The following is a 24,313-nucleotide window of genomic DNA, read 5'->3' on the forward strand; positions in this document are numbered from 1 at the left end:
GCGGTCGGTGGGCAAGACGTACGCGGGGGCGCGGCTGCGGCGGCTGCGCGAGGAGCGCCGGATGAGCCAGGCGGAACTGGCCCGGGTCCTGGGCATCTCGCCGAGCTATCTCAACCAGATGGAGCACGACTCCCGGCCGCTCACGGTCCCGGTCCTGCTGCGGCTGACCGAGACCTTCGGCGTCGACCCCGGCTTCTTCTCCGAGCGGGACGCGACCCGGCTGGTGGCCGACCTCCGCGAGGCGCTGGCCGGGGAGATCGCCGAGTCCCGTGTCTCCGCCGCCGACATCACGGACCTCGCCGCCCGGCTGCCCGGCATCGCGCAGGTGCTGGTCGACCTCGGCCGCCGCAACCAGCGGCTGTCCGAACGCCTGGCCGGAGCGGCGGACGGCCGAGGCGGAGACGGAGCGACCGTTTCCTCACCCCACGAGGAGATCCGGGACTTCTTCTACCGCCGCCAGAACTACCTGCACGACACCGACCTCGCGGCCGAGCGCCTGGCCGAGGAGATCGGCATCCGGCCCGGCGAGGTGATCGGCGCCCTGACGACGCGACTTGCCGAGGTCCACGGCGTCCGCCTCTCGGCTGAGTCCGGTGAACGCCTCCACCGCTACGACGACAAGAGCCGCACCCTCCACCTGTCGTCCCGGCTGCGCCCCGGTCAGCGCGCCTTCCGCATGGCGACCCAACTGGCCCTGCTGGAACACGAGGAGGACCTCACGCTGCTGGCCGCCGAGGACTTCGAGCCCGGCTCACCCACGCACGCCCTGGCCCGCATCGGCATCGCCCACTACTTCGCCGCCGCGCTGATCCTGCCGTACACCGCCTTCCACGCGGCCGCCGAAGAAGCGCGCTACGACATCGAACGCCTCACCGACCACCACGGCGTCGGCTACGAGACCGTCTGCCACCGGCTCAGCACCCTCCAACGCCCGCGCCTGCGCGGGGTTCCCTTCTCCTTCGTCCGGGTCGACCGGGCGGGCAACATGTCCAAACGGCAGTCGGCCACCGGCTTCCACTTCTCCCGCGCGGGCGGCACGTGTCCGCTGTGGAACGTCTACGACGCGTTCGCCGCGCCCGGCCGCATCCACGTCCAGGTCGCCGAAATGCCCGACGGGCGACGGTACTTGTGGACGGCGCGAGCCGTCACCCGGCACCGCGGCGGCTGGGGCGAGCCCGGCAAGACCTTCGCCGTCGGCCTGGGCTGCGAGATCCGCCACGCCCACCGCCTCGTCTACTCCGACGGCCTCGACCTCTCCCGTACCTCCGCGGCCACCCCGATCGGCATGGGCTGCCGCGTCTGCGAACGCCTCGACTGCTCCCAGCGGGCGGCGCCACCATTGGGGCGCCCCCTGCTCATCGACCAGAACAGCAGCACGTTCGTGCCCTATCCGGCTGAGGACGGTGCGGTCGTCGGGTGACCGGGTGCGGGCTGCGGCTGCAGAGCGTGTTGACGGCGTGGGGCCCAGCGGACAGCAGGTGATGCAGAGGGCGATGAGTGGAGTGCGCTGCGTGGATCAGAGCATCACGGGAAGCGAATCCAGCCCGCGAACGAGACGGGTGTGCCGCCACCCCAGTCGATCCGGCGGTACGGCCAGCCGGATTCCGGGGAACCGTGTCAGTACCGCACACAGGGCGATCTCCGCTTCCGCCTTGGCCAGCGGAGCGCCGACGCAGCGGTGGATGCCGTGGCCGAAGGCGAGATGCGCGGTGGCGTCTCGGGACAGGTCGAGCAGGTCAGGCGAAGGGAACCGTTCCGGGTCGCGGTTGGCCGCGCCGAGGGCGACCAGGACCGGGGCACCGGCGGGGATCTCCGTACCGCCGAGCGTGACGGGCTCCGTGGTGAAGCGGAAGGTGGCGGTGCTGACGGGGGAGTCGAACCGGAGCAACTCGTCCAGTGTGGACGGGATTTCGTCCGGGTTCTTCCGAAGGCGGTCCAGTTCCGCGGGGTGTTGCAGCAGGGCGAGGAGAGCGTTGCCGAGGAAGTTGGTGGTGGTCTCGTGTCCGGCCACGAGCAGCAGGACCGCCAGAGACACCAACTCCTCCTCGCTCAGCCGGTCGTGTCCGTCGCGAGCCGCGACGAGCTGGTCGAGGAAGGAGTCGCCGGGGTTCGTTCGCTTGGTGGCGATCAGGTCCGTCATGTAGTCGGCCATGGAATGCGAGGCGGCATCGATGACATCCGGTTTCCCCGCCGCGAACAGCTCCCCGGACCAGCGCTGGACCTCGGACCGATCCTCCTGCGGCACTCCGAGCAGCTCGCAGATCACGATGACGGGGAGCGGCACGGCCAGTTCGGCCACGAAGTCGACAGGCAGCCCGTCGGCGCGCCATCGGTCCAGCAACTCGTCGGTGACCCGGGCTATGAACGGACGGAGCTTCGTGACGGCCCCCGTCGTGAACGCCTTGGTCACCAGTCGGCGCAGCCGGGTGTGCCGGGGCGGGTCGGTGGCCAGCATGGTGTGTGCGACGGCGGGGTGCAGGCGACGTCCTGATTCCCTGCCCGCGAAGAAGGTGACCGTGTCCTTGGAGAGCCGAGCGTCGCCGAGGGCCGCTCGTGCTTCCGCGTAACCGGTCACCAGATAGCTGGGGCGTCCGCCGGAGCCGCCCGGTAGGGGCTGTACGGGGCAGGCGGCCCGCATGGTCGCGTAAGCGGGGTACGGGTCCTGGAGGAAGCGGGGGTCCTGTGTCGGGTCGGTCATGCTCTCAGGCTCCAGCCGGCTCCGGCTCGTGGGCGTCAGCGACACGCCCAACGGGGCGCCCGTAAGCACGAATTGCCAGGAGAAGCCCCGTCCAGGCGGGCGGCGTTCGCGTCCAACGCGGTCCGGGCGACAGGGCCACGGTTCCCACGAGGTGCGCGAGGAGCCCGAGACACACAGAGAGGAACACGCCCCGTCCGGATGCTCCGGACAGGGCGTTTCGGCGATGGCTGCGACGGGTCGCGCCGGACGCGTCGTACCAGGGCCGTCAGAAAGAGTTACGGCTGTCGGCCTCGGCGCGGGCGATGGCCTCGGCTTCGGCATCGGCCAGCGCGATCGCGACGCCGAACGCCTTGGCGATGTGGCCCGCTGCCGACATGACGCGTGCCGTCCCCACGATGGGGGCGATGGCGACGAGAAGATCCTGCAGTTGCTCGGCGGTGAAGTCGGCTTTGAGCGCGGGGTCTATGTGCGCCAGGTAGGAGACCGCCGGGGCGTCCATCGCCACGAGCGCGGCGATGCGGCTGAGGACGAGCGTGTTGTCGTCCATGTGACAGCGCTCGAGGGAATCGAGGGTCATGGCGGCGATCGTGTCGATCACGGGGGCAGATGCGGTGGCCATGGTGAACCGCCTTTCGGTGCTGCGGGGAACGGGCACCGCCCTCCACGGACCGTGGACCCCCCGCCTGCGGCGGCATATCTCCAGCTAACCACCGAAGGGTCGTCGGTGCGTGCCGAGCCGGAGCGCCGCGGAACTGCCGCACTCACGCCGCCGACGGGTACGCCGGTGCGCCGAAAAGCCCCGGCTGGCCGCCCGGATCAACTCGGCGCACCATGGATGGCACGGGGCACCGCGATGCCCCGGACCGGCAGCGGACGCGCCCGCCCGGTGCCCCCGCCTCGTCATCCGTTCCCGATGGTGCGAGGTCCCCCCGAGGCACGGACTCCTCCGGAGAGCCGCCGGAGGGACGACGAAGGGACAGCGCCGATGAATCTCGCGTACGACTACCCTCTGCTGAACGCCTTCTGGACCATGCTGTGGTTCTTCCTGTGGATCATGTGGTTCTTCCTGCTCTTCAAGGTCATCGTCGACATCTTCCGCGACGATGACCTGCACGGGTGGGCGAAGGCCGGCTGGCTGGTCTTCGTGGTCCTGCTGCCCTTCCTCGGCGTCTTCGTGTACGTCGTCGCCCGAGGCAAGGGCATGGGCGGACGCGAGCGCAAGCACATGACGGAGCAGCGCGCGGCCTTCGACGCCTACGTCAAGGACGCGGCGGGCGGTCCGGTGCCGAACAGCGCCGATCAGCTCGCCAAGCTCTCCGAACTCCGCAAGCGCGGTGACATCACGCAGGAGGAGTTCCAGCGGGCGAAGGAAATGGTCCTCAGCGGCGGAGACACCCCGGACCGCCCCCGGCCCGGAACACCCGCCACCTGAGGACCGGGTGCTCCGGCTGTCGGCGGTCTCTGCGCGGGCACCAAGGTCGACGCGTCGGCAGTGTTCTTGACGGACCGTAAATAACACTGCCGACGTCGAGCCGGGGGAACCGGGCGAGTCGGCGACGGCCGCCGCACCCGCCGTCGCCCCGCCCGACGACTTCCCGTCAGAGGACCTTCGCCACCGTCAGCAGCAACGTCGAGTCCTCCAGCGCCTCCAGCCCGTGCCGGGTCGGCGGTACGACGAGGAAGTCACCGGTGCGCCCCTCCCAGGAGGTGTCGGCGCTGGTGAGCCGTACCCGCCCGCCGAGCACCTGGACGGTCGCCTCGCCCGGGTTCTCGTGTTCGGCGAGGACGGTTCCTTCGGTCAGGGCCATGAGGGTCTGCCGCAGTGTGTGCTCGTGGCCGCCGTAGACCGTCGTGGCGCTGCGTCCGGTGGTGGCCTCCTTCGCACGCTGGAGCTGCGAGCGGGCTTCGGCGTCCAGGGAGAGCTTGCGCATGGGTCGTCCGTTCTCCGGAGATGTCGGTGCCTGGCAAGAACAACGATGCCGGACGGTGCCGGTTCGCGCCCACGCACACCGCTCTCACGTCGTACGAGGCATCAGTACGCCGGGTCCAACGCCACCTTCCCCACCGTCCGCCGCGCACGGAGGTCCTCCTGGGCGCGAGCCGCCTCGGTGAGGGGATAGACGGTGACGGGGGGAACCCGGAGGTCCCCGGATCGGACCGCAGCGAACAGATCGTCCGCTGCGTCCGTCAGCAGCTCGCGCTTTCCGTAGAGGAGGGGGAGCCAGAAGCCCTGGATGGACTTGCCGGTCGACATCAGTTCCCGGGTGTTGACGGGGGACTCCATCGTGACGGCGCCGCCGTACACGGCCATGCGTCCCAGGGGAGCGAGCGCGTCCATCGTCGCGCGCAGCGTGTCGCCGCCGGTCATCTCCAGCGCGGCGTTCGCGCCGCCGCCCGCCGCCTCCGCGAGATCGTCGGCGAGGGAGTCGGACCTGCTGTCCACGACGGCGTCGGCGCCCAGCTCCGCCGCGAACGCCCTCTTCTCCGGCGACCCCGCCATCGCCACCACGCGCGCCCCCGCACGCTTGGCGAGCTGGACGGCGAGCGAGCCGATGCCACCCGCGGCTGCCGGGACGATCACGGTCTCCCCGGACCGCACCTGCAGCACCGTGTGCAGCAGATGCCAGGCGCTCTGCCCCTGGAGGGTCAGCGCCAGCGCGGTGTCGTCGTCGATGTCGTCCGGGACGGGGAAGGCGGTGGCGAGCCGGGCCTGCGAGACCTGCGCGTAGCCGCCGCCTCGCATCAGCGCGGCCACGCGCTCACCGTCGGAGCGGCCGACCACCTCGTTCCCCGGGACGAAGGGCAACGGCACGCCGGTGAGGTAGTCGTCCTCGCGGACCAGCAGATCCGCGAAGTTGACCCCCGAGCGAGTCACCTCGATGCGCCGGTGCTCCGGCTCGATCCCCGGCTCCGGAACGTCCCGCACCTCAAGGACCTCGGGCCCTCCGTAGCGCTCCATCACGACTGCTCGCACCGCGTACCTCCGTGCTCTCCGGGCGTTCCCGGGCCGGGCTCCGGCTCTGTTTGCACACCCGTCCGGCGTGTGACACCTTCGCTGTGGAGGCACTCCCTCCCGACGATCGTGGCGCCCCCGACGATTGTGGCGCCGAAACCGAGCACGGGCATTCCGATCGAGCGCTGTCCGTGGTCCGTCCCGCAGGGCGTGAAGCGAAACAGCCGCAAAGGACCGAGCCGGTATGACAACCTCGCGCGTTCCGCTGTCGATCCTCGACCTCGTGCCCGTCGCCTCCGGCACCGACACGACCACCGCGCTGAACCAGTCCGTGGAACTGGCACGCCTCGCCGACTCGCTCGGCTACCACCGCTACTGGTACGCCGAGCACCACAACGTCGTCACCTTCGCCTCCTCCGCCACCTCGCTGCTCATCGGCCGCGCCGCCGAGCACACCGAGCGCATCCGGCTCGGCTCGGGCGGCGTGATGCTGCCCAATCACAGCCCCCTGATGGTCGCGGAGTACTACGGCACCCTCGCCGAGATGTACGGCGACCGCATCGACCTCGGACTCGGCCGCGCCCCCGGAACGGATCCGACGACAGCCGCCGCGCTGCGCCGTGGCGCCGCCGCCACCGACACGTTCGTCGAGGACGTCGTGGAGCTGCACCGCTACCTCGGTTCCCGCGACGGGGGACCGGGAACGGTGAAGGCGCTGCCGGGCCGGGGCACCGAGGTCCCGCTCTGGATGCTCGGATCGAGCCTCGACGGCGCCGCCGTCGCCGCCTATCTGGGTCTGCCGTACGCCTTCGCCTCGCACTTCGCGCCCCAGATGCGGCACCAGGCGCTGTCGCTGTACCGCTCACGCTTCTCGACGGAGTTCAGCACCGCCGAGCTCAAGCGCCCGTACGCCATGGTGGGCGTCAACGTGCTCGTGGCGCCGACCGACGACGAGGCGCGGTACCTGTTCACCACGGCCCAGCAGATGGCCGCGGGCATCTACACCGGTCGGCGCGGTCCGCTGCAACCGCCGGTCCAGGACCTGGCCGCCGTGCTCAGTCACGAGGTCGCCCACTTCGTGGACGACTTCCAGCAGGTGCGCGCGGTCGGCTCGCCGGAGACGGCCGTAGCCGAGCTGGAGGCGATCGTCGCGGACCTGGAGGCCGACGAACTCATCATCACCACCTACACGTACGACCCCGCGCACCGGACGCGTTCGTTCGCGCTGCTCGCCGAGGCGTGGGGTCTGGACAGCCACGCCGAGTGAGCCGAGGAAGCGAGGGGCGATCATGGCAAGGATCCTGATGGTGCTGTCGGGCGTCAATTACTGGACGCTCGACAACGGCGACAAGCACCCGTGCGGTTACTGGGCCGAGGAGTTCGTGGTCCCGCACCGCGTCCTGAGCGAGGCGGGGTTCACCGTGGACATCTCCGCCCCCGACGGCGGCAAGCCCGTGCCCGACCCGGTGAGCCTCAAGCCCGAGGTCGCGGGTCCGAAGGCGCCCGAGTACGCCGCGTACATCAAGGAGCACGCCGCGGAGTTGGCGAGCCCGCTGCCGTTGTCCGAGGTCGATGTGGACCTGTACGACGCGATCTTCATCCCCGGCGGGCACTCCCCGATGGAGGACCTCGCGTACGACCCCGATCTCGGCCGGATCCTGCAGGAGGCCGAAGCCGTCAAGAAGATCATCGCGCCGGTCTGTCACGGTCCCGCCGGGCTGCTGTCGGCGAACCTGCCCGGTGGCCGCTGGCTCTTCGAGGGGCGGACCATGGCCGCGTTCAGCAACGAGGAGGAGAAACTCAACGGCACGGCGGAACACGCCCCCTGGCTGCTGCAGAACATGCTCACGGCGCGCGGTGGCACGGTCGAAGATGTCAAGGCGTGGGACCCGCACGTCATCGTCGACGGCAACCTGCTCTCCGGCCAGAATCCGGCGTCCGCCGGACCGCTGGCCGAGAAGGTCGTCTCCGTGCTCAACAGCCGCTGATCCGCGTTCAACAGCCGCTGACCTCAGCCCAGTTCATACGACTGGGCGCCCGCGCCCGCGAGGTTGCCCCCGTCGACGATGAGGTACTCCTCGCACATCGGACGCCCCTCGAAATAGCACTGCAGGATGTCGAGGGTTCCGGCGGCATAACGCGCCTGCGCGGAAAGCGTCGTACCGGAGATGTGGGGCGTCATGCCGTTGAACTGCATGGTGCGCCAGGGGTGTTCGAGCGGCGCGGGTTCGGGATACCACACGTCGCCCGCATAACCCGCGATCTGACCGGACTTGAGCGCCTGAACGACGGCGTCCCGGTCCACCAGGCGTGCGCGTCCACAATTGATGACGTACGTCCCGCGCTTCATCTTGCCGAACATCTCCGCGTCCAGCATGTTCTCCGTCGACGGATACAGCGGCAGTTGCAGGCTCACGATGTCGATGTCACGGATCATCGATTCCAGATCGGAATGATAGGTGAGGCCCAACTCCTTCTCGATCTCCGCATCGAGAGGGTGGCGCTGGTGGTAATGCAGTTCCAGGCCGAAGGGCTTCAGCCGCTCCAGCACGGCACGGCCGATCCGCCCGGCGCCGACGGCTCCGTACTTCATCCCCTGTACGTCGTAGCCGCGCTCCACACAGTCCGCGATGTTCCAGACGCCACCGGCGGAAATGGTGTGCGACGGAAGGTAGTTGCGGACCTGGGCCAGGATCATCATGACGACGTGCTCCGCCACGCTTTTGCTGTTCGAGCCCGTGACCTCCGCGACCGTCACGCCCGCCTGCGCGGCGGCTCCCAGATCCACGTGGTCGGAGCCGATCCCCGCCGTGAGCGCCAGCTTCAGCTTCGACGCCTTGGCCAGGCGCTCCTTCGTGAGATACGCGGGCCAGAACGGCTGCGAGATGACGACCTCGGCCTCGGGGAGGTACTTCTCGAACTCGGACTGCTCTCCGTCCTTGTCGCTCGTCACGATGAACGTGTGACCGAGCTTTTCGAGATAGTCACGCAATCCGAGTTCGCCCGACACGCATCCGACAAGCTCACCCGGAGTGAATCCGAGAGGGCCCTGAGGAGCGGGAGCCGGTCGACCGTTCGGATACCAGGGGACTTCCGGGATGTCGTCCCGGGCATAGACCGGCGGATATCCGGACTGAGGATCGGGATAAAGCACGCACAGAACCGTCGCCATCAGTGAACCCTTCGCGATTTAAGGGGGAGTTGTCCGGGTGCACGACCCCGACCGTGCACATCATGGGGCGCCCGTCGACAAGGCCGTGGGCGGTCGAGCGGCTACGGCACGGTGAGCAGCACCTTGCCGACATGACTCTCGTCCATCACCCGGTGTGCCTCGGCGGCGTCGCGCAGGGGCAGTTCGCGGTCGATGACGGGGCGAATCTTCCCCGAGGCGATCAGCGGCCAGACGTGCTCGCGCACACCCGCGACGATGGCGGCCTTCTCCTTCAGCGGCCGGGACCGCAGCGAGGTCGCGGCGACGGACCCCTCCTTCATCAGCAGGGCGGCGATGTCCAGCTCGCCCTTGGTGCCTGCCTGGAGACCGATGATCACGAGGCGTCCGTTGACGGCGAGCGCCGCGACATTGCGGTCCAGGTACGTGCCGCCGCCCATGTTGTCCAGGATGACGTCGGCGCCCGCGCCGTCGGTGGCGCGCTTGATCTCGGTGACGAAGTCCTGCTCGTGGTAGTTGATCAGGATGTCGGCGCCCAGCTCGGCGCAGAGGTCCAGCTTCGCCTTCGATCCGGCGGTCACCGCGACCCGGGCGCCGAGGGCACTGGCGAGCTGGATCGCCATCGTCCCGATGCCGCCGGACCCGCCCTGCACCAGGAACACCTCGCCCGCGCGCAGATGGCCGACCATGAAGACGTTCGACCACACCGTGCACGCCACCTCGGGCAGCGCCGCGGACTGCACGAGACTGAGTCCCTTCGGCACGGGCAGCAGTTGCCCCGCCGGAACGGCGACCTTCTCGGCGTACCCACCGCCCGTGAGCAGCGCGCACACCTCGTCGCCGACGGACCAGCCGGAGACGCCGGGACCGAGCGCGGCGATCCTGCCGGAGCACTCCAGACCGGGGTAGGGGGACGCGCCGGGCGGCGGATCGTAGACCCCCTGCCGCTGCATGATGTCGGCCCGGTTGACGGCAGCCGCCGCCACATCGACCAGCACCTCACCCTCGCCGGGCACCGGATCGGGCACCTCGCTCCACGTCAGCTTCTCGGGCCCACCGGGTTCGGAAATCGTGATCGCGTGCATGGCGGCGACGGTACCCCTGCGGGGGGCGTGTGCCGGGGAGGCGGTTTCGACCCGTTTGGTGGTGTTCCCGAATTGCGCCATGCGTGTCTCGATCCGTGGGGGAGGCGTTGGAAGGTTGCCGGTCTCGTGAGCCGAAGGGCGGATCAAGGTGAGCAGGAAGCGCAGGGTGGACGTCGTCGTGCTCACCATGAACGACCGGGACGAGGAGTTCCGTACGGCGACGGCGTCCGTCCTCGCCCAGCAGGACGTGGACCTGCGCGTCGTGATCGTCGGGAACGGCGTGCAGCCGGACCACGTACCCGACGGCGTACTCGGCGTCGCGCTCGCCTCCAACACGGGTATCCCGGAGGGTCGCAACGTCGGAGCGGACGCCCTTGCCGCGGGCGGCGCCGAGTTCGTGCTGTTCTTCGACAACGACGCCGTCCTCCCGGACCCGCACACCCTCACCCGGCTCATCGCCGAACTGGACCGCCACCCGGACGCCGCCTACGTCCAGCCCCGCATCGCCGACCCCGCCACCGGCGAGACCCTGGGCCGCTGGGTGCCCCGGCTGCGCGCCGGGGACGCCCGGCGCTCGGGCGTCGTGACCGTCATGGCTGAGGGCGTCGTCCTCGTCCGCCGGGCGGACTTCGACACCGCGGGCGGCTGGCCCGGCCACTTCTTCCTCTTCCACGAGGGCATCGACCTCTCGTGGCGCCTGTGGGACCTCGGTCGCACCGGCTGGTACGCCGCCGACACCGAGGTCCACCATCCGGCGACGAACCCCGCCCGGCACGGCCCCTACTACCGCCTGGTCGCCCGCAACCGGGTCTGGCTGGCCCGACGCCGCCTCCCCGCTCCCCTCATCCCCGTCTACCTGACGACTTGGACGGTGCTCAGCCTGTGGCGCCTGCGCACCTCCGGAAACCTGACCGTCTGGCTCAAGGGCTTCGCGGAGGGGCTGCGCGGAGGCCACGGGGAGCGGCGACCGATGTCCTGGCGGACGGTGTGGCGACTGACGCGGGCGGGGCGGCCGCCGGTGGTGTGACGCCGACTGACTTCTACCGGGAGGGCGCGCTTCGACGGTCGTGCTCGTCCTCCCAGACCATCAGCAGGACTTGGGGGTCGGCGCCGCACGCCCTGGCGTAGACGATGGTGAAGCGCCGGGTGGGGAACCGGCGCCCGGTGAGAACGCCGGTGATGTGGTCGAGGCCCGTGCCGGTCTTCCGTGCCAGGGCTTCCGGGCTCAAGTCGGCTTGCCTGCGGACTCGTTCCATGACGTGTCCGATGTGAGCCGGGCTGCTCCCCGCGTGGCTGGATTCAGGTGACATCGAGAGCCTCGCGGGCGCCGGAGTCCTGGGGGCGCTCCGTCTCCAGAGCGGGTCGGTCGTGCGTGCGGGGAACATGGGGGCAGCGCCGTCCGACCACGCGCAGCAGCAGAAGACCGGCACTCATCGCGATGCTGAGCCAGTGTTCGGACGGGTGCGTGAAGAGCGATTGCCCGGCGGGCCCGGTGGCCGCTTCGAGTGCCTCCACCACGCAGACCGGGCACGGGTGGACGAGACGCATACGGCGCGGGCGGGCATGGCGCGGTTTACGGCGCCGTCGCCCCGGGGAAAGGGACATGGCGGCCTCCTAGGGGATGTCGTTGACGCCGGGCCCCGGTCGTTGACCTCGAAATCACTGCACCGGGGCCCCGGTGCCGCTCGGCGCATCGCCGAGTACGAAGGACGCTAGGGCGAACTCCGGCTTTGCGGAATCCACTTGAGCGGCAGAACATGGCATTGCCAGTCCGGTCGGCGACTCGACTGCGCGGCGCATTCACGAGCGCAGCCCGCGCGGCGTTCGATTTTCTCGAAGTGTGCGCCCCATTTACGCGCCCCTTGATTTCCTGTTGAGAGCCCCTGTGGCGCGGTGCAACTCGTCATCTTTTCTTAGGGTGTACGAAATACCTGGCGCCTGGCTGTGCCGGGTGCATATTCCAGGGTATTTTGCATTCGCGGTCCGGGGGGCGGCGAACTCGCCGGAACGTCCGGCGCACTTGCACGGGCGAGCCAATCGAATCAAGACATTGTTGCTTCAACCATGCATACATGGCGCGGGGAGCGGCGATCCTCCCCACGTCGGGCCGGATGCAATTGCATCCCGGCAACGGGGAGTTCGTTCACCGCAGGAGGTTGCCCGGTGGGGAAACCGACGATTGTGAAGCGGCACAGCGCGCAGCGGGCTGGTGTCGCGTGGCGGAAGAGTTCGTACAGTCTCCCGGAGGGGTCGTGCGTGGAGGTCGCGGAGCCGACCGGTGACCACGTGCTCTTCCGTGATTCCAAGGACCAGGGCGGTCCGGTGATGGCGGTGTCGAAGGGGACTGCCGCCGCGTTCGTCGCCGCTGTCGACAGCGGCGACCTCTGAGGCAGCCGACCGGGTCGCCGGGAGATATCGGCCGCCGCCGCGGTCGGTTTCTCCCGGCGGCCTTTGCGCGGAGCCGTGTTCGTGCGGTCCGTGCGGTCAACTCGGCAGTGACATCTGTTCGGGAAGTCGAGAAAATCGTTCAGCTATGGACATCGCCGCTGAACGGCCGGTACGGATGGGAATAATGCAAGTGCATTCCGCACCTGGCACGGACGGGTGTTCGCGAATGCCGGGGAGGAGCATGGTGGGGGAGCGGGCCGCACATGGGCACGGGCCGGACAATAGCGATCTGTTCTTAAGGCAGGACCGCGCACACAGCGCGCGGATGTACGACTACTACTTGGGCGGCAAGACCAACTACGCCGTGGACCGCGAGGCGGCCCAGGCGGTGATCAAACTGTTTCCGGCGATCGAGACCGTGGCCCGTGTGAACCGCGCCTATATGCACCGCGCCGCACGGTACATGGCACAGCGGGGAGTGCGGCAGTTCATCGATGTGGGGACGGGAATCCCCACGGCGCCCAACCTGCACGAGGTGGTCCAGAAGGTCGCCCCCGAGTGCGGGGTCGTCTACATCGACAACGATCCGATCGTCCTCGTCTACGCGGACGAGCTTCTCGCCGGTACACCGGAGGGTCGAACGGCCTTCGTCCAGGCGGACGCCACCGATCCGGAGCGGCTCTTCGCCGCGGTCGAGGCTGAGGACATCGTGGATTTCAGCCGGCCGGTCGGTCTCAGCCTCCACGCGCTGCTGCACTTCATCCCCGATGACCAGGCGCCGTACGACATCGTCCGCGGATTCATGGACCGGCTGCCGTCCGGCTCCTGTCTGAGCCTGACCCACTGCACGGGCGACTTCGCCCCCGAGGCGTGGCAGGCCATCATCGACACCTATGTGCGGCGCGGAACCCCCGCCCAGGTACGTACCCGGGCGGAAGTCCTGCGCTTCTTCGACCAGTTGGAGCTCGTCGAACCCGGACTGGTACCGGCGCACCAGTGGCGCCCGGAGGTGGGCAGCGGACCGGGGGTTCTGAGTGACCGGCTGGTGTCCTTGTATGCCGGGGTCGCGCAGAAGGTCTGACGGCGCCAGGCCGGCGCGGTCACTTCTTGTAGAAGCCGGTCGTCAGCATGTCTGTCAGTCGCCGCTTCATCGCGTGGGGCGCGAGCGAACTGGCGGCAAGCGCGTCGAACGCCTTCACCCGGCGATCGACCATTTGCTCATCGTCGATGACCAGGCCCCCGTCGTACCCCTCCGCGAAGGCGATCGTGGGGAGGCGGCCCGCGAAGTCGAAAATGGTCGTGGCGCCCAGCTCGACGTGCACGTTGTAGTCGTTCAGCGGGGCCAGGTGGAGCTGGAAGCGAGGATCGGCTGTCAGCGTGATCAAGTGCTGCAGTTGTCCGCGCATGATCTCCGCTGATCCGACGGGACGCTTCAGCGTGGCCTCGTCCACAACGCAGATCAACTTCCTGTCCGGTTCCGCGGTGAACCGCTCATGGCGCTCGGTGCGGAACCGGGCCAGTTCGTCGTGCCCGCTCGCAGAGCCGCGGCCTCGCTCGATCAGCGCGCGGGCGTATTCGGGCGTCTGCAACAGGCCGTGCAGATATATGGGTTCGAAGGACCTGACCCGGGTGGCCATGTCCTCGAAGCTGACCACGGCCTGAAGGTACTTCGGCGCGACCGCCGACCAGGGCTGCCACCAAGCGGGCTGACTGGCCGTCACGGACAACTCGTACAGCCGCGCCTGTTCTTCCGGATCCGTGATCCTGTACAGCGCGTAGAACTTCAGCAGATCCTGCTGCTTGAGGGCGAACGTGCCGGACTCGATCCGGCTCACCTTCGAGGGCGAGCCCCCCAACTGCCGGGCTGCCTCACCCGCGCTCAGACCGATGGCCTCCCGGCGATGGCGCAGGGCGTTGCCCAGCACCATGCGTGCCGCGAACGGCGCTGCCTCGTTCTGCAGGTAGCGCACCGCACCCCTACGCCCTGCCTTCTGGCCGGAGCCGTCGTCGGGCTCCGCGGGGATGGGCAACTGCTTGGCCACCTATGCTCCTTGGTTCCTGGACTCACTGTGATCCCCCGGGCACACATGGTGCCCGTCGCCGCCTTCTCGGGAGAGGGAATCGCAGAAAAGTCCGGTTTTGCTCAGACGTCCGACCGGAAGTCACCCGCCCGTCACTCCTCATCAGGGTCGAGAGGCAGGGCGGCACGAGTCAACGTGGCTCGCCCTGGCGTGAGTTGGCGGGACGTGACGCATACGGGACCCGGGTGGTCACCCCGACGGACTGCTGTCCGTGCGGGACTCCTCCAGGGCGCGGAGGACCTCCTCGTCGGTGGTCTGGTCGAAGTCGTCGTACCACTGGCCGACGGCCTGGAAGTCGGTCGGCTGGTACAGGCAGATGATGTCGTCGGCGACCGGGCGCAGGTCGTGCACGGCGCCGGGGGCGCCGACGGGGACGGCGAGGATCAGGCGGCCGGGGGAGCGGGTGCGCAGGTGGTGGAGGGCGGCGCGGGCGGTGGCGCCGGTGGCCAGGCCGTCGTCCACGAGGATCACCGTCCGGGCCGTGAGGTCGGGGGTGGGGCGGTCGCCGCGGTAGAGGTGCTCGCGGCGATGCAGTTCGGTGCGTTCGCGGGCCACGTCCGGGGCGAGTTTCTCCTCGTTCAGGCCGAGGACCGCCAGTGCGCGGCGGTCGAACAGCGGGGGGTCGTCGCCCACGATCGCGCCGATGCCGGTCTCCGGGCGACCCGGTACGCCGATCTTGCGGACCACCAGGATGTCGAGCGGTGCCCCGAGTGCTCGGGCGACCTCGGCCGCCACCGGGACACCTCCCCGGGGCAGCGCCAGAACCACGGGCTCGACGAGATCGCCGTCGGCGGCCCACTCCATCAGCCGGACGCCCAGTTCCTGGCCGGCGTGGCGGCGGTCGGGGAATCGCATGGGCGGTCACCTGCCTTCCGGCGACTCCTGCGGACGCATCTCCCGGTCCCCGGGGTTTCCCGTGGGCGGCTCACCAAACCCTGCCCGTCCGCCGGACCCCGGCTGTCCGTCGAACCCCAGCCGTCCGCCGCACCCCGCCCGGACGGGCGACCCGCCGGGATGATCGGCGTGCGTCGGGGTAACCGGCACCTCATGAACAACTCCGCCGAATACATCGCACTGTCCGGGGGCGGCTCGCTGTGGTTCCTCGTGGTGGGGATCATCGTCGCCGTCGTCCTGCTCGGCGCGTTCTGGCTCGGAAGCCGACGGGCGCGCGAGCGCCGCGCGTCGACTCCGGCGCCCGGCTCCCAGGCGCGCCGGGGCGGCATCGAGAGCCGCGAGGGCGTCGGCTGGAGCACGCCGGACGCTCGCAAGGACGCGGAGGACTGACGGCGGTCCCCGGCTGAGGGCGCGCGCACAACTGACCGGCGGCGGAACAGGGTCGTAACCCGCTCCGCCGCCGTCACCGGCTCCGGCCCGCCGTGGGACGGGACCTCAGTGCCCTCAGTGGGCGCCCAGGCCCCCGCCGCCGAAGGAGCCGCTCGAACCCTTGCTCCAGCGCGGGCGCTCCTTCGCCGTGCTGGGCTTCGTACCCATGTTGGACAGCTCGTACGGGGTCAGCGGACGCCCGCCCTTGGGCATCTGCGGGACCTCGTCGGGCTCCCGGTTCTCCTGAACCTCCCGGGTGGCACCCTCCGGAGGCAGATGTGGCTGCTCCTCGGGGCGCGGCCGGGGTGGCTCGCTCTGCTTGACGCGGGAAGTGATCCAGAAGCCGCCGCCCAGCAGTGCGAGCAGTGCGACGGCGATCAGAAACAGTACGAGACTCAGCAGGCCGCTCGGCGCCGCCAACTGGACCATTGGAGTACTCATACGACCGGAGTACCCCGTACGAAACGGGATGAACCGGACTCGATGAGTGGGGAAACGCGCACCCTGCGCAACCCCCCCTCCGGCGTCGCACCGGCGTCGCGCCGACGCGTTTACGCCGCCCCGCCACGGCTACCCGCCCCTTCGTGACCACACCGCCGCCCCCGCGAGACGCGCCCTACCAGTTCCTGGAGGACCGCTTCGCCTGCGCGCAGGCGTGCGCCGAGTGCGCGCGGGAGTGCGCGGTCCGCGCGAGCCTCGTCGGGGCGTACGGCTCCGCGCGGCGGATCGGGATCATGTGCGCGGAGGTCTGCGACACGACCTGCCATCTGCTGTCCGAGGAGGGCAGCGTGGAGGTCGACGGCACCGAGACACGGATCAGGCTCCAGTTGGAGTGGTGCCGCTCCGTCTGCCTGGAGGGCGTCCACGCCTTCGAGGGGCTGACCGGCGCCGAGGCAGCCGCGACCGCGTGCCGGACCTGCGCCGAGGCGTGCACGGCCTTCATGGCCGCCCTCGACTGACCCGCACACGCGAGCGCACTCGCCGTTCCGGTGACGCGTACCCGAGAGCGCACTCGCGCTGCCCGGACCCTCCCCGTCGCCCACGTCTCCGCGTTAACCTGCGCCCATGGACGGCATCCGGTCCGCCGACCCCGGCCTGTTCACCCCGCGCTCGGTGACCTGGCAGATGCACGGCGACCCGATGATGTGGATCGCCGGGATCCGCGCGCTCTACCTCCAGGCACTCCACCCCCGCGCCGTGCGCGGCGTCATGGAGAACTCCGACTTCCGGCGCGACGCCTGGGGCAGGCTGATGCGCACCGCGGACTTCGTCGGGGTCACCACCTACGGCACCACCGACGCCGCCGAACGGGCGGGCGCCCGGGTCCGCCGCATCCATCGCACACTGTCCGCCACCGACCCGGACACCGGCGAACGCTACGGCATCGACCGTCCCGACCTGCTGCTCTGGGTGCACTGCGCGGAGATCGGCTCCTATCTGGAAGTGCTGCGCCGCTCCGGCTTCCCCCTCACCGACGCCCAGGCCGACCGCTACCTCGCCGAACACCGCGTCAGCGCCCGCCTGGTCGGTCTCGACCCGGACACCGTGCCCGCCGACCGGGCAGCGCTCGCCGCGTACTTCGAGAAGACGCGCCCCGAACTCGTCGCCGGACCCGACGCCCGCGAGGTGGACGACTTCCTGCGGCGACCGCCGATCCACCCCGTGTTCGTCCCGGCGCGCGCACTGCTGTGGCGGCACGTGGCCCGGCTCGCCTACGCCTCGTTGCCGCCGTACGCCCACGAGCTGTACGGCCGCCCGGCGCCCGAGCCCGCCGTCGTCGACCGGCGGCTGCGGGCCACCGGCGCCCTGCTGCGCGCCGTCCCCGGTCGGCTGCGCAGACGGCTGCCGCCGCAGCACGTCCTGCACGCCGTGGCGCGGCTCGGTCCGGCGGCCAGTCCCTCGCCGCGCAAGGTGCGGTGAGGCGCCGGACACGCACCTCTATCCGTCGAAGATCATCCCGTGTTACCAAGAACCATGCCTGCACGCGAGGGAACCCGGACGTACGACGTCGTGATCGTCGGCGGCGGACACAACGGCCTGGTCGCCGCCGCCTATCTGGCCCGCGCCGGCCGCTCCGTACTGGTGCTTGAGCGGCTTGACCACACCGGGGGCGCCGCCGTCTCCACCCGCCCGTTCGCCGGGGTCGACGCCCGGCTGTCGCGCTACTCCTACCTGGTCAGCCTGCTGCCGGACAAGATCGTGCGCGATCTCGGTCTCGACTTCCGCGTCCAGAGCCGGACCGTCTCCTCGTACACCCCGATCGAGCGCGGCGGACGCGCCACCGGACTCCTCGTCGGCGGCGGGGAGGAGCGCACCCGTGAGGCGTTCGCCGCGCTGACCGGCGGCGAGCGCGAGTACGCCGTCTGGCAGCGGTTCTACGGCATGACCGGGCAGGTCGCCGAACGCGTCTTCCCCACGCTCACCGAACCCCTGCCCACCCGCGAGGAGCTGCGCCGCCGGGTCGACGACGAGACCGCCTGGCGGGCGCTGTTCGAGGAGCCGATCGGTGTCACGATCGAGGAGAACTTCAGCGACGACCTGGTCCGGGGCGTCGTCCTCACCGACGGCCTGATCGGCACCTTCGCGGACGCCCACGATGCCTCCCTCGCCCAGAACCGCTGCTTCCTCTACCACGTCATCGGCGGCGGAACCGGCGCCTGGGACGTGCCCGTCGGCGGCATGGGCGCCCTCACCGACGCCCTCGCCGGAGCCGCCCGCGCCGCCGGAGCCGTCATCGCCACCGGGCACGAGGCGGTCCGCATCGACACCGACGGGCAGACCGCCGAGGTCACCTACCGCACCGCCGACGGCGAGGGCACCGCCGTCGCACGGCACGTCCTGGTCAACGCGTCGCCGCGAGAGCTGGCCGCGCTCACCGGGGACACCGCTCCCGAACCCGCCGAGGGCGCCCAGCTCAAGGTGAACATGCTGCTCAAGCGGCTGCCCCGGCTCCGCGACAGCACGGTCGACCCCCGCGAGGCATTCGCCGGGACCTTCCACATCGCCGAGGGCTACGGGCAGCTCGCCACCGCCCACGCCCAGGCCGCCGCGGGCGAACTCCCCGCCGCGCCGCCCTCGGAGATCTACTGCCACTCCCTCACCGACCCCAGCATCCTCGGCCCCGACCTCGCCGCACGCGGCTACCAGACCCTCACCCTCTTCGGCCTGCACACCCCCGCCCGGCTCTTCGCCCGGGACAACGACGCCGTACGCGACGAACTGCTCAAGTCCACCCTCGCCCAGCTCGACGCCCACCTCGCCGAACCCCTCGCGGACTGCCTCGCCACCGACGCCGACGGGCGCCCCTGCATCGAGGCGAAGACCCCGCTCGACCTCGAACGCGACCTCGGGCTGCCCGGCGGCAACATCTTCCACCGCGCCCTGTCCTGGCCCTACGCCCAGGAGGACACCGGCCGCTGGGGCGTGGAGACCCGGCACGCCAACGTCCTGCTGTGCGGCGCGGGCGCGGTGCGCGGCGGCGGGGTGAGCGGCGTACCGGGACACAACGCGGCGATGGCGGTCCTGGGGGAGTAGCCACCTCGGCGAGAGTCACCCCGGCCCTTCGGCAACCCGTCCGGCCGAGCCCCGAGGATCTTGACCTGGGGCCCGGCCGGCCCCAGGATCGGCTGACATGACACAGGGGCTGACATGACACAGGGACAGGGCAGCACGGTCGACGGGGTGCTGCGGCGCAGCGCCCGGCGCGTCCCGGCGCGCGTCGCGCTGGAGTACGGCGAACGGACCTGGACGTACGCGGAACTCGACGACGCCGTCTCCCGCGCCGCCGCGCTGCTGCTCGCCGAGGGACTCGTCCCCGGCGACCGGGTGGCCGCCTACGGTCACAACTCCGACGCCTACCTGATCGCCTTCCTCGCCTGCGCCCGCGCGGGCCTGGTGCACGTCCCCGTCAACCAGCACCTGACCGGCGACGACCTCGCCTACCTCCTCGGCCAGTCGGGCAGCGCGCTGGTGCTCACCGACCCGAAGCTGGCCGCCCAACTCCCGCCGGACGTACGGCGGATGCCCCTGCGTGACGCCGACGACTCCCTGCTCGCCCGGCTGCCCGGCACCGAGCCGTACGACGGACCCGAGCCGCGCACCGAGGACCTGGTGCAGTTGCTCTACACCTCCGGGACCACCGCGCTGCCCAAGGGCGCGATGATGACCCACCGGGCGCTGGTCCACGAGTACCTGAGCGCGATCACCGCCCTCGACCTGAGCGCCGGTGACCTGCCCGTGCACGCGCTGCCGCTCTACCACTCGGCGCAGATGCACGTCTTCCTGCTGCCCTACCTCGCGGTCGGCGCGAGCAGCATCCTCCTCGACGCGCCCGACGGCGACCGTCTCTTCGACCTGATCGAGGAGGGTCGCGCCGACAGCCTCTTCGCCCCGCCCACCGTGTGGATCGCGCTGACCAACCGCCCCGACTTCGCCGACCGCGACCTCACCGGTCTGCGCAAGGCGTACTACGGCGCCTCGATCATGCCGGTGCCCGTCCTGGAGCGGCTGCGCGAGCGGCTGCCGAAGCTCGCCCTCTACAACTGCTTCGGGCAGAGCGAGATCGGTCCGCTCGCCACCGTGCTGGCACCCACCGAGCACAAGGGCAGGCTCGACTCCTGCGGCCGGACCGTGCTGTTCGTGGACGCCCGGGTGGTGGACGAGAACGGCGAGGACGTGCCCGACGGGACGCCCGGCGAGATCGTCTACCGCTCCCCACAGCTCTGCGAGGGCTACTGGGACAAGCCCGAGGAGACCGCCGCCGCCTTCCGTGACGGCTGGTTCCACTCCGGGGACCTCGCGGTCCGCGACGCGCACGGCTACTTCACGATCGTCGACCGGGTGAAGGACGTCATCAACTCCGGCGGTGTCCTGGTCGCCTCCCGCCAGGTCGAGGACGCGCTCTACACCCACGAGGGTGTCGCCGAAGCCGCCGTGATCGGGCTGCCGGACGAACGCTGGATCGAGGCGGTCACGGCCGTCGTCGTCCCGCGCGGCGAGGTCACCGAGGAGCAGCTCGTCGCCCATGTCCGCGAGACACTGCCCGCGTTCAAGGCGCCCAAGCGGGTCCTCTTCGTCACCGAGCTGCCCCGCAACGCCAGCGGGAAGATCCTCAAGCGGGAGCTGCGGGACAGGTTCGGCGACTGAGCGGCGGTCCGGACCGGGCGACGACCCGGCGCTAGCGCGGTCGCAGATCCACGATCCGGCGTATCTTCCCCACCGACCGCTCCAGGGACTCCGGCTCCACGATCTCCACGGACACCGACACCCCGATGCCGTCCTTCGCCGCGGCGGCGATCGACCGCGCCGCCGCCTCCCGCACCTCGGGCGTGGCACCCGGCCGGGACTCCGCGCGCACGGTGAGCGCGTCGAGCCGCCCCTCCCGGGTCAGCCGCAACTGGAAGTGCGGCGCCACACCGGGCGTGCGCAGCACGATCTCCTCGAACTGGGTCGGGAACACATTGACCCCGCGCAGGATCACCATGTCGTCGCTGCGTCCGGTGATCTTCTCCATCCGGCGGAACGCCCGCGCCGTGCCCGGCAGCAGCCGGGTCAGATCCCGCGTGCGGTACCGGACGATCGGCATCGCCTCCTTCGTCAGCGAGGTGAACACCAGCTCACCCGGCTCGCCCTCCGGCAGCACCTCGCCGGTCACCGGGTCGACGACCTCCGGATAGAAGTGGTCCTCCCACACATGGAGACCGTCCTTGGTCTCGGCGCACTCCTGGGCCACGCCGGGACCTATCACCTCCGACAGCCCGTAGATGTCGACGGCGTCGATCGCGAACCGCTCCTCGATCTCCCGCCGCATCTCCTCCGTCCACGGCTCGGCCCCGAAGATCCCGACCCGCAGCGAGGTGCTCCGCGGGTCCACGCCCTGGCGCTCGAACTCGTCCAGGAGCGTCAGCATGTACGACGGCGTGACCATGATGACCCGGGGTTCCAGGTCCTGGATCAGCCGCACCTGCCGCGCCGTCATGCCCCCGGATGCGGGCACGACCGTACAGCCGAGGCGTTCGGCGCCGTAGTGCGCGCCCAGCCCGCCCGTGAACAGCCCGTATCCGTACGCCACATGGACCACGTCGCCGGGGCGCCCGCCCGCCGCGCGGATCGAGCGGGCCACCAGGTCGGCCCACAGAGAGAGGTCGCCCTCCGTGTAGCCCACGACCGTGGGCAGTCCCGTGGTGCCGCTGGAGGCGTGCAGACGGCGGATGCGCTCGCGGGGGACGGCGAACATGCCGTACGGGTAGTTCTCCCGCAGGTCGCTCTTCACGGTGAACGGGAAGCGCGCGAGGTCGGCGAGCGATTGGCAGTCCTCCGGGTGTATTCCGGCCTTGTCGAAGGACTCCCGGTAGAAGGGTACGTTCTCGTAGGCGTGCCGCAGCGTGGCGCGCAGGCGCTCCAACTGGAGGGCGCGCAGCTCGTCGAGTCCGAGCCGCTCGCCCGCGTCGAGCAGATCCGCCGTGTCCGTCATCGGAAAAGGCCCCCTCACGCGCCACGCACATACGCAATACGGACGACCGATCATTCGGTCGTTTCCTTCGAGGCAAGTAATTCAGGCCGACGGTTCCGAGGCAAGAGGCGGGGACCCGGATTTTTCCCAGGGGCGCGCGCCGACCGGCGCACGCCGTCCGCACGTCCCCCTCACGTGGCCTGTCCGCCGCCCGGACCGGTCGCTAGGCTGACTCGCGGACGACGAACCGGGAGGAGCACGGACGTGGCCGAGAGCATCACCCAGCGGCAGCCGCTCGCGGACTGGGACAAGGACAAGCCGGACCTCGACCTCAGCGGAGCGCAGTGGCGCTCCGGCAGCCGGGGGCTGGGAGACGTCCAGATCGCCTTCGTCGAGGGCTTCGTCGCGATGCGCAACGGCGACCGTACGGAGGCCGCCTCCCTGATCTTCACACCCGCCGAATGGGGCGCCTTCGTCTCGGGCGCCCGCGCCGGGGAGTTCGACCTGACCTGAGCGTCCCCACCAGGACATCCGGAGCCGAACCGGGGGTGTTCACGCCCGATTTCCGGACACGCGACCAGGGGCGGCCCGCCGGAGCGGGCTGCTGAGCCAGGCTGGCCCCGACAGGGGAAGGTCGTGTTCCGGAGGTGAGGAACGATGAGCGCAGCGCCGGTCATCGCGGCGGTGGACGGGTCCGAGGACAGCGTGCGCGCACTGGAGTGGGCGCTGGACGACGCCCGCAGGCGCCAGGCACCGCTGCGGATCGTGCACGTACGCCAGTACGCCCCCTGGGGCCAGGAGGACGTGCTGGTCGCCGACGCCGCCGAGCAGGACGGCGACCCCGTCCTCGACGAGGTGCGCACCCTGCTGCGCGACCGCGAGGACGTCCCCGAGACGGAGTACGTGACCGTCGAGGGCGCGCCCGCCGCCGTCCTGCCCGAACTCGGCGCCGACGCCCAGCTCCTCGTCCTCGGCTCGCGCGGCCGGGGCGGCTTCACCGGACTGCTCCTCGGCTCCAACGGCGTGGCCACCGCCCGCGACGCCCGCTGCCCCGTGGTCGTCGTGCCCCGCCCCGGCCGCGAGGTCGACGGCGAACCCGCCGAACCCGGTCCCCGCGTCGTCGTCGGCGTGCACGTGGACCACCCCGACGAGGCGTCCCTCGACTTCGCGTTCACCGCCGCCGCCCTGCGCGACGCGCGCGTCCAGGTGATCGCCGCCTACCCCTGGCCCGTGCAGTCCTGGTCGGCGCCCGGCCAGCTCGTGCCCCCGGCCGTCGACCAGGCCGCCGTCGAGACCGAGACCCGCGCGCTCGCCGACACCTGCCTCGCGCCCTACCGCGAGCGCCACCCCGGGGTCCGCACCGACATCGAGGCGCTGCCCGGAAGCGCCGCCGGACTGCTCGTCGGCGCCTCCGCCGGAGCCGACCTGGTGGTCGTCGGCCGCCACCGGCGCCGCCCGCTCGCTCCCGCCCCCATGCTCGGCTCGGTCACCCACGCCGTGCTGCTCCACGCGGCGAGCCCCGTCGCCGTCGTACCGCCCGTTCCCACGGACGAGTGACCCGCGCGGGCGGCGGGCCCGGTCCTTCCGTGTGCCCCGCCGCGCGCGGCCGTTGTCCAGGGGCGCCCGCACGCCGCCGCGCGCTCCCGGGCACGTACCATTGCCGCATGTCGTTCCTCCGCCGCCGCAGCGCAACCCCCGCCGGCCCCGATTTCGACGTGCTGGCCATGGACCCGGGCGACTGGCCGGGCAACCTCGGCGCGGGCCTGCTGCCCGCTCCCGACGGCACCTGCCAGGGTGTCTTCCTGCGCTACGACCTGTTCGGCGGGCGCGGCCCCGCCATGATCATCGGTAATCTCCCCGAGGGCTCCCCGGCCCGGGAGACCGCCGAGGGCGAGATCCCCTTCGAGGTCGCGCAACTGCTGCTCGCGCTGGAGAACGACGAGGAGGTCACCGTCGTCGGCACCGAGGACACGCCCGTCCTCCAGGGCGACAACCTGCTGATCGTGCGCCGACTCAAGCTCTCCGAGAGCCGTATCTCCTGCGTGCAGTTCGACCGCAGCGACGGCGTGCTCGTCACCATCGCCGCCTGGGACCGGCCCATCACCGACGACCTGTACGCCCTGCTGAAACCGCTCCCGGCGGAGCTGTTCCAGCAGGGCTGAGGC

27 protein-coding genes are annotated in these 24,313 nt (G+C 70.8%); 15 read left to right on the forward strand and 12 right to left on the reverse strand.

From position 1 onward, the window contains the following. Positions 1 to 7: 7 nt before the first annotated feature. Positions 8 to 1,420, forward strand: a complete 1,413-nt coding sequence (locus IF655_RS20710) for a short-chain fatty acyl-CoA regulator family protein (RefSeq protein ID WP_199586473.1) — start codon at positions 8 to 10, stop codon at positions 1,418 to 1,420. 96 nt (positions 1,421 to 1,516) lie between these two features. Here IF655_RS20710 and IF655_RS20715 read toward each other — a convergent pair whose 3' ends face one another. Both IF655_RS20715 and IF655_RS20720 read right to left on the reverse strand, forming a co-directional pair. Then, on the reverse strand, positions 1,517 to 2,698 hold the full coding sequence (locus IF655_RS20715) for a cytochrome P450 (RefSeq protein WP_199586474.1): 1,182 nt from the start codon (positions 2,696 to 2,698) through the stop codon (positions 1,517 to 1,519). Between the two features lie 265 nt (positions 2,699 to 2,963). Continuing rightward, entirely contained in the window at positions 2,964 to 3,317 is a 354-nt protein-coding gene (locus IF655_RS20720; RefSeq protein ID WP_199586475.1) for a carboxymuconolactone decarboxylase, read from the reverse strand. 366 nt (positions 3,318 to 3,683) lie between these two features. Between IF655_RS20720 and IF655_RS20725 the strand changes: the two genes are divergently transcribed. Next, positions 3,684 to 4,130 carry an SHOCT domain-containing protein gene (locus IF655_RS20725; RefSeq protein ID WP_199586476.1) on the forward strand — a complete coding sequence of 149 codons (447 nt, stop codon included), beginning with the start codon at positions 3,684 to 3,686 and terminating at the stop codon, positions 4,128 to 4,130. Between the two features lie 166 nt (positions 4,131 to 4,296). Here the strand turns inward: IF655_RS20725 and IF655_RS20730 are convergent, their stop codons facing one another. Together IF655_RS20730 and IF655_RS20735 are read right to left on the reverse strand one after the other, a co-directional pair. Continuing rightward, the gene (locus tag IF655_RS20730) at positions 4,297 to 4,629 is read right to left on the reverse strand and encodes a cupin domain-containing protein (RefSeq protein WP_199586477.1); all 333 of its coding nucleotides are present in this window, start codon (positions 4,627 to 4,629) and stop codon (positions 4,297 to 4,299) included. A gap of 101 nt (positions 4,630 to 4,730) precedes the next feature. Beyond that, positions 4,731 to 5,672, reverse strand: coding sequence for a zinc-binding dehydrogenase (locus tag IF655_RS20735; RefSeq protein ID WP_307814988.1), 942 nt, complete (start codon positions 5,670 to 5,672; stop codon positions 4,731 to 4,733). A 223-nt stretch (positions 5,673 to 5,895) separates the two neighbouring features. Between IF655_RS20735 and IF655_RS20740 the strand changes: the two genes are divergently transcribed. Continuing rightward, positions 5,896 to 6,918 (forward strand): LLM class flavin-dependent oxidoreductase, encoded by a 1,023-nt coding sequence (locus tag IF655_RS20740; protein WP_199586478.1) that lies wholly within the window; start codon positions 5,896 to 5,898, stop codon positions 6,916 to 6,918. Between the two features lie 22 nt (positions 6,919 to 6,940). Beyond that, positions 6,941 to 7,639 (forward strand): type 1 glutamine amidotransferase domain-containing protein, encoded by a 699-nt coding sequence (locus tag IF655_RS20745; protein WP_242488846.1) that lies wholly within the window; start codon positions 6,941 to 6,943, stop codon positions 7,637 to 7,639. Positions 7,640 to 7,662: 23 nt separating this feature from the next. Here IF655_RS20745 and IF655_RS20750 read toward each other — a convergent pair whose 3' ends face one another. Beyond that, positions 7,663 to 8,823: an NAD-dependent formate dehydrogenase gene (locus IF655_RS20750; RefSeq protein ID WP_199586479.1), complete on the reverse strand. Its 1,161-nt coding sequence runs from the start codon at positions 8,821 to 8,823 to the stop codon at positions 7,663 to 7,665. A gap of 101 nt (positions 8,824 to 8,924) precedes the next feature. Continuing rightward, entirely contained in the window at positions 8,925 to 9,905 is a 981-nt protein-coding gene (locus IF655_RS20755; protein WP_199586480.1) for an NAD(P)H-quinone oxidoreductase, read from the reverse strand. A 166-nt stretch (positions 9,906 to 10,071) separates the two neighbouring features. On the opposite strand from IF655_RS20755, the gene IF655_RS20760 reads away from it, so the two are divergent. Further along, the gene (locus IF655_RS20760) at positions 10,072 to 10,932 is read left to right on the forward strand and encodes a glycosyltransferase (RefSeq protein WP_307814990.1); all 861 of its coding nucleotides are present in this window, start codon (positions 10,072 to 10,074) and stop codon (positions 10,930 to 10,932) included. Positions 10,933 to 10,945: 13 nt separating this feature from the next. Here IF655_RS20760 and IF655_RS31680 read toward each other — a convergent pair whose 3' ends face one another. Both IF655_RS31680 and IF655_RS20770 read right to left on the reverse strand, forming a co-directional pair. Then, positions 10,946 to 11,290: a helix-turn-helix transcriptional regulator gene (locus IF655_RS31680; protein WP_307814991.1), complete on the reverse strand. Its 345-nt coding sequence runs from the start codon at positions 11,288 to 11,290 to the stop codon at positions 10,946 to 10,948. Beyond that, positions 11,205 to 11,510 (reverse strand): hypothetical protein, encoded by a 306-nt coding sequence (locus IF655_RS20770; RefSeq protein ID WP_199586483.1) that lies wholly within the window; start codon positions 11,508 to 11,510, stop codon positions 11,205 to 11,207. Before IF655_RS20770 ends, IF655_RS31680 begins: the two co-directional genes overlap by 86 nt. 459 nt (positions 11,511 to 11,969) lie before the next feature. On the opposite strand from IF655_RS20770, the gene IF655_RS31685 reads away from it, so the two are divergent. Beyond that, entirely contained in the window at positions 11,970 to 12,293 is a 324-nt protein-coding gene (locus IF655_RS31685) for a DUF397 domain-containing protein (protein WP_199586484.1), read from the forward strand. A 241-nt stretch (positions 12,294 to 12,534) separates the two neighbouring features. Next, positions 12,535 to 13,374 (forward strand): SAM-dependent methyltransferase, encoded by an 840-nt coding sequence (locus tag IF655_RS20780; RefSeq protein WP_199586519.1) that lies wholly within the window; start codon positions 12,535 to 12,537, stop codon positions 13,372 to 13,374. Between the two features lie 19 nt (positions 13,375 to 13,393). Here IF655_RS20780 and IF655_RS20785 read toward each other — a convergent pair whose 3' ends face one another. Next, positions 13,394 to 14,335: a helix-turn-helix transcriptional regulator gene (locus IF655_RS20785; protein WP_307814992.1), complete on the reverse strand. Its 942-nt coding sequence runs from the start codon at positions 14,333 to 14,335 to the stop codon at positions 13,394 to 13,396. 228 nt (positions 14,336 to 14,563) lie between these two features. Then, positions 14,564 to 15,229 (reverse strand): phosphoribosyltransferase, encoded by a 666-nt coding sequence (locus IF655_RS20790; protein ID WP_199586485.1) that lies wholly within the window; start codon positions 15,227 to 15,229, stop codon positions 14,564 to 14,566. 192 nt (positions 15,230 to 15,421) lie between these two features. Between IF655_RS20790 and IF655_RS20795 the strand changes: the two genes are divergently transcribed. Beyond that, positions 15,422 to 15,658 (forward strand): DUF6479 family protein, encoded by a 237-nt coding sequence (locus IF655_RS20795; RefSeq protein ID WP_199586486.1) that lies wholly within the window; start codon positions 15,422 to 15,424, stop codon positions 15,656 to 15,658. A gap of 114 nt (positions 15,659 to 15,772) precedes the next feature. On the opposite strand, the gene IF655_RS20800 is transcribed toward IF655_RS20795, so the two are convergent. After that, the gene (locus IF655_RS20800; RefSeq protein WP_242488848.1) at positions 15,773 to 16,138 is read right to left on the reverse strand and encodes a DUF6479 family protein; all 366 of its coding nucleotides are present in this window, start codon (positions 16,136 to 16,138) and stop codon (positions 15,773 to 15,775) included. Positions 16,139 to 16,281: 143 nt separating this feature from the next. Between IF655_RS20800 and IF655_RS20805 the strand changes: the two genes are divergently transcribed. The 4 genes from IF655_RS20805 (at position 16,282) to IF655_RS20820 (ending at position 20,842) form a co-directional block, all read left to right on the forward strand. Next, the gene (locus IF655_RS20805; protein ID WP_199586487.1) at positions 16,282 to 16,656 is read left to right on the forward strand and encodes a ferredoxin; all 375 of its coding nucleotides are present in this window, start codon (positions 16,282 to 16,284) and stop codon (positions 16,654 to 16,656) included. A 106-nt stretch (positions 16,657 to 16,762) separates the two neighbouring features. Continuing rightward, positions 16,763 to 17,617 carry an oxygenase MpaB family protein gene (locus tag IF655_RS20810; RefSeq protein WP_199586488.1) on the forward strand — a complete coding sequence of 285 codons (855 nt, stop codon included), beginning with the start codon at positions 16,763 to 16,765 and terminating at the stop codon, positions 17,615 to 17,617. Positions 17,618 to 17,671: 54 nt separating this feature from the next. Next, complete coding sequence (locus IF655_RS20815) at positions 17,672 to 19,231, forward strand: NAD(P)/FAD-dependent oxidoreductase (protein WP_199586489.1); 1,560 nt, start codon at positions 17,672 to 17,674, stop codon at positions 19,229 to 19,231. A gap of 114 nt (positions 19,232 to 19,345) precedes the next feature. After that, the gene (locus IF655_RS20820) at positions 19,346 to 20,842 is read left to right on the forward strand and encodes an acyl-CoA synthetase (protein ID WP_199586490.1); all 1,497 of its coding nucleotides are present in this window, start codon (positions 19,346 to 19,348) and stop codon (positions 20,840 to 20,842) included. A 31-nt stretch (positions 20,843 to 20,873) separates the two neighbouring features. On the opposite strand, the gene paaK is transcribed toward IF655_RS20820, so the two are convergent. Further along, a complete protein-coding gene (gene paaK, locus IF655_RS20825; RefSeq protein WP_199586491.1) occupies positions 20,874 to 22,169 on the reverse strand; it encodes a phenylacetate--CoA ligase PaaK in 1,296 nt (431 codons plus the stop codon). A gap of 243 nt (positions 22,170 to 22,412) precedes the next feature. Here paaK and IF655_RS20830 point away from each other — a divergent pair, with 243 nt between their 5' ends. From IF655_RS20830 to IF655_RS20840, 3 genes are all read left to right on the forward strand, one after another. Further along, complete coding sequence (locus IF655_RS20830; protein WP_199586492.1) at positions 22,413 to 22,661, forward strand: DUF397 domain-containing protein; 249 nt, start codon at positions 22,413 to 22,415, stop codon at positions 22,659 to 22,661. Positions 22,662 to 22,805: 144 nt separating this feature from the next. Then, positions 22,806 to 23,705 carry a universal stress protein gene (locus tag IF655_RS20835; RefSeq protein ID WP_199586493.1) on the forward strand — a complete coding sequence of 300 codons (900 nt, stop codon included), beginning with the start codon at positions 22,806 to 22,808 and terminating at the stop codon, positions 23,703 to 23,705. Positions 23,706 to 23,812: 107 nt separating this feature from the next. Further along, complete coding sequence (locus IF655_RS20840; protein WP_018546107.1) at positions 23,813 to 24,310, forward strand: hypothetical protein; 498 nt, start codon at positions 23,813 to 23,815, stop codon at positions 24,308 to 24,310. Positions 24,311 to 24,313 lie beyond the last annotated feature (3 nt).

This window comes from Streptomyces sp. DSM 110735 (genome assembly GCF_016482685.1).
Taxonomy (GTDB): domain Bacteria; phylum Actinomycetota; class Actinomycetes; order Streptomycetales; family Streptomycetaceae; genus Streptomyces.

What these genes read in the sequence shown, in the direction of transcription:
- IF655_RS20835 (WP_199586493.1), top strand. Translation starts at nt 22,806, where the DNA reads ATGAGCGCAGCGCCGGTCATCGCGGCGGTGGACGGGTCCGAGGACAGC.
- IF655_RS31680 (WP_307814991.1), bottom strand. Translation starts at nt 11,290, where the DNA reads ATGTTCCCCGCACGCACGACCGACCCGCTCTGGAGACGGAGCGCCCCC.
- IF655_RS20820 (WP_199586490.1), top strand. Translation starts at nt 19,346, where the DNA reads ATGACACAGGGACAGGGCAGCACGGTCGACGGGGTGCTGCGGCGCAGC.
- IF655_RS20790 (WP_199586485.1), bottom strand. Translation starts at nt 15,229, where the DNA reads ATGCGATTCCCCGACCGCCGCCACGCCGGCCAGGAACTGGGCGTCCGG.
- IF655_RS20840 (WP_018546107.1), top strand. Translation starts at nt 23,813, where the DNA reads ATGTCGTTCCTCCGCCGCCGCAGCGCAACCCCCGCCGGCCCCGATTTC.
- IF655_RS20770 (WP_199586483.1), bottom strand. Translation starts at nt 11,510, where the DNA reads ATGTCCCTTTCCCCGGGGCGACGGCGCCGTAAACCGCGCCATGCCCGC.
- IF655_RS20715 (WP_199586474.1), bottom strand. Translation starts at nt 2,698, where the DNA reads ATGACCGACCCGACACAGGACCCCCGCTTCCTCCAGGACCCGTACCCC.
- IF655_RS20740 (WP_199586478.1), top strand. Translation starts at nt 5,896, where the DNA reads ATGACAACCTCGCGCGTTCCGCTGTCGATCCTCGACCTCGTGCCCGTC.
- IF655_RS20745 (WP_242488846.1), top strand. Translation starts at nt 6,941, where the DNA reads ATGGCAAGGATCCTGATGGTGCTGTCGGGCGTCAATTACTGGACGCTC.
- IF655_RS20755 (WP_199586480.1), bottom strand. Translation starts at nt 9,905, where the DNA reads ATGCACGCGATCACGATTTCCGAACCCGGTGGGCCCGAGAAGCTGACG.
- IF655_RS20800 (WP_242488848.1), bottom strand. Translation starts at nt 16,138, where the DNA reads ATGAGTACTCCAATGGTCCAGTTGGCGGCGCCGAGCGGCCTGCTGAGT.
- IF655_RS20815 (WP_199586489.1), top strand. Translation starts at nt 17,672, where the DNA reads ATGCCTGCACGCGAGGGAACCCGGACGTACGACGTCGTGATCGTCGGC.
- IF655_RS20750 (WP_199586479.1), bottom strand. Translation starts at nt 8,823, where the DNA reads ATGGCGACGGTTCTGTGCGTGCTTTATCCCGATCCTCAGTCCGGATAT.
- paaK (WP_199586491.1), bottom strand. Translation starts at nt 22,169, where the DNA reads ATGACGGACACGGCGGATCTGCTCGACGCGGGCGAGCGGCTCGGACTC.
- IF655_RS20725 (WP_199586476.1), top strand. Translation starts at nt 3,684, where the DNA reads ATGAATCTCGCGTACGACTACCCTCTGCTGAACGCCTTCTGGACCATG.
- IF655_RS20795 (WP_199586486.1), top strand. Translation starts at nt 15,422, where the DNA reads ATGAACAACTCCGCCGAATACATCGCACTGTCCGGGGGCGGCTCGCTG.
- IF655_RS20780 (WP_199586519.1), top strand. Translation starts at nt 12,535, where the DNA reads ATGGTGGGGGAGCGGGCCGCACATGGGCACGGGCCGGACAATAGCGAT.
- IF655_RS20810 (WP_199586488.1), top strand. Translation starts at nt 16,763, where the DNA reads ATGGACGGCATCCGGTCCGCCGACCCCGGCCTGTTCACCCCGCGCTCG.
- IF655_RS31685 (WP_199586484.1), top strand. Translation starts at nt 11,970, where the DNA reads ATGCATACATGGCGCGGGGAGCGGCGATCCTCCCCACGTCGGGCCGGA.
- IF655_RS20730 (WP_199586477.1), bottom strand. Translation starts at nt 4,629, where the DNA reads ATGCGCAAGCTCTCCCTGGACGCCGAAGCCCGCTCGCAGCTCCAGCGT.
- IF655_RS20720 (WP_199586475.1), bottom strand. Translation starts at nt 3,317, where the DNA reads ATGGCCACCGCATCTGCCCCCGTGATCGACACGATCGCCGCCATGACC.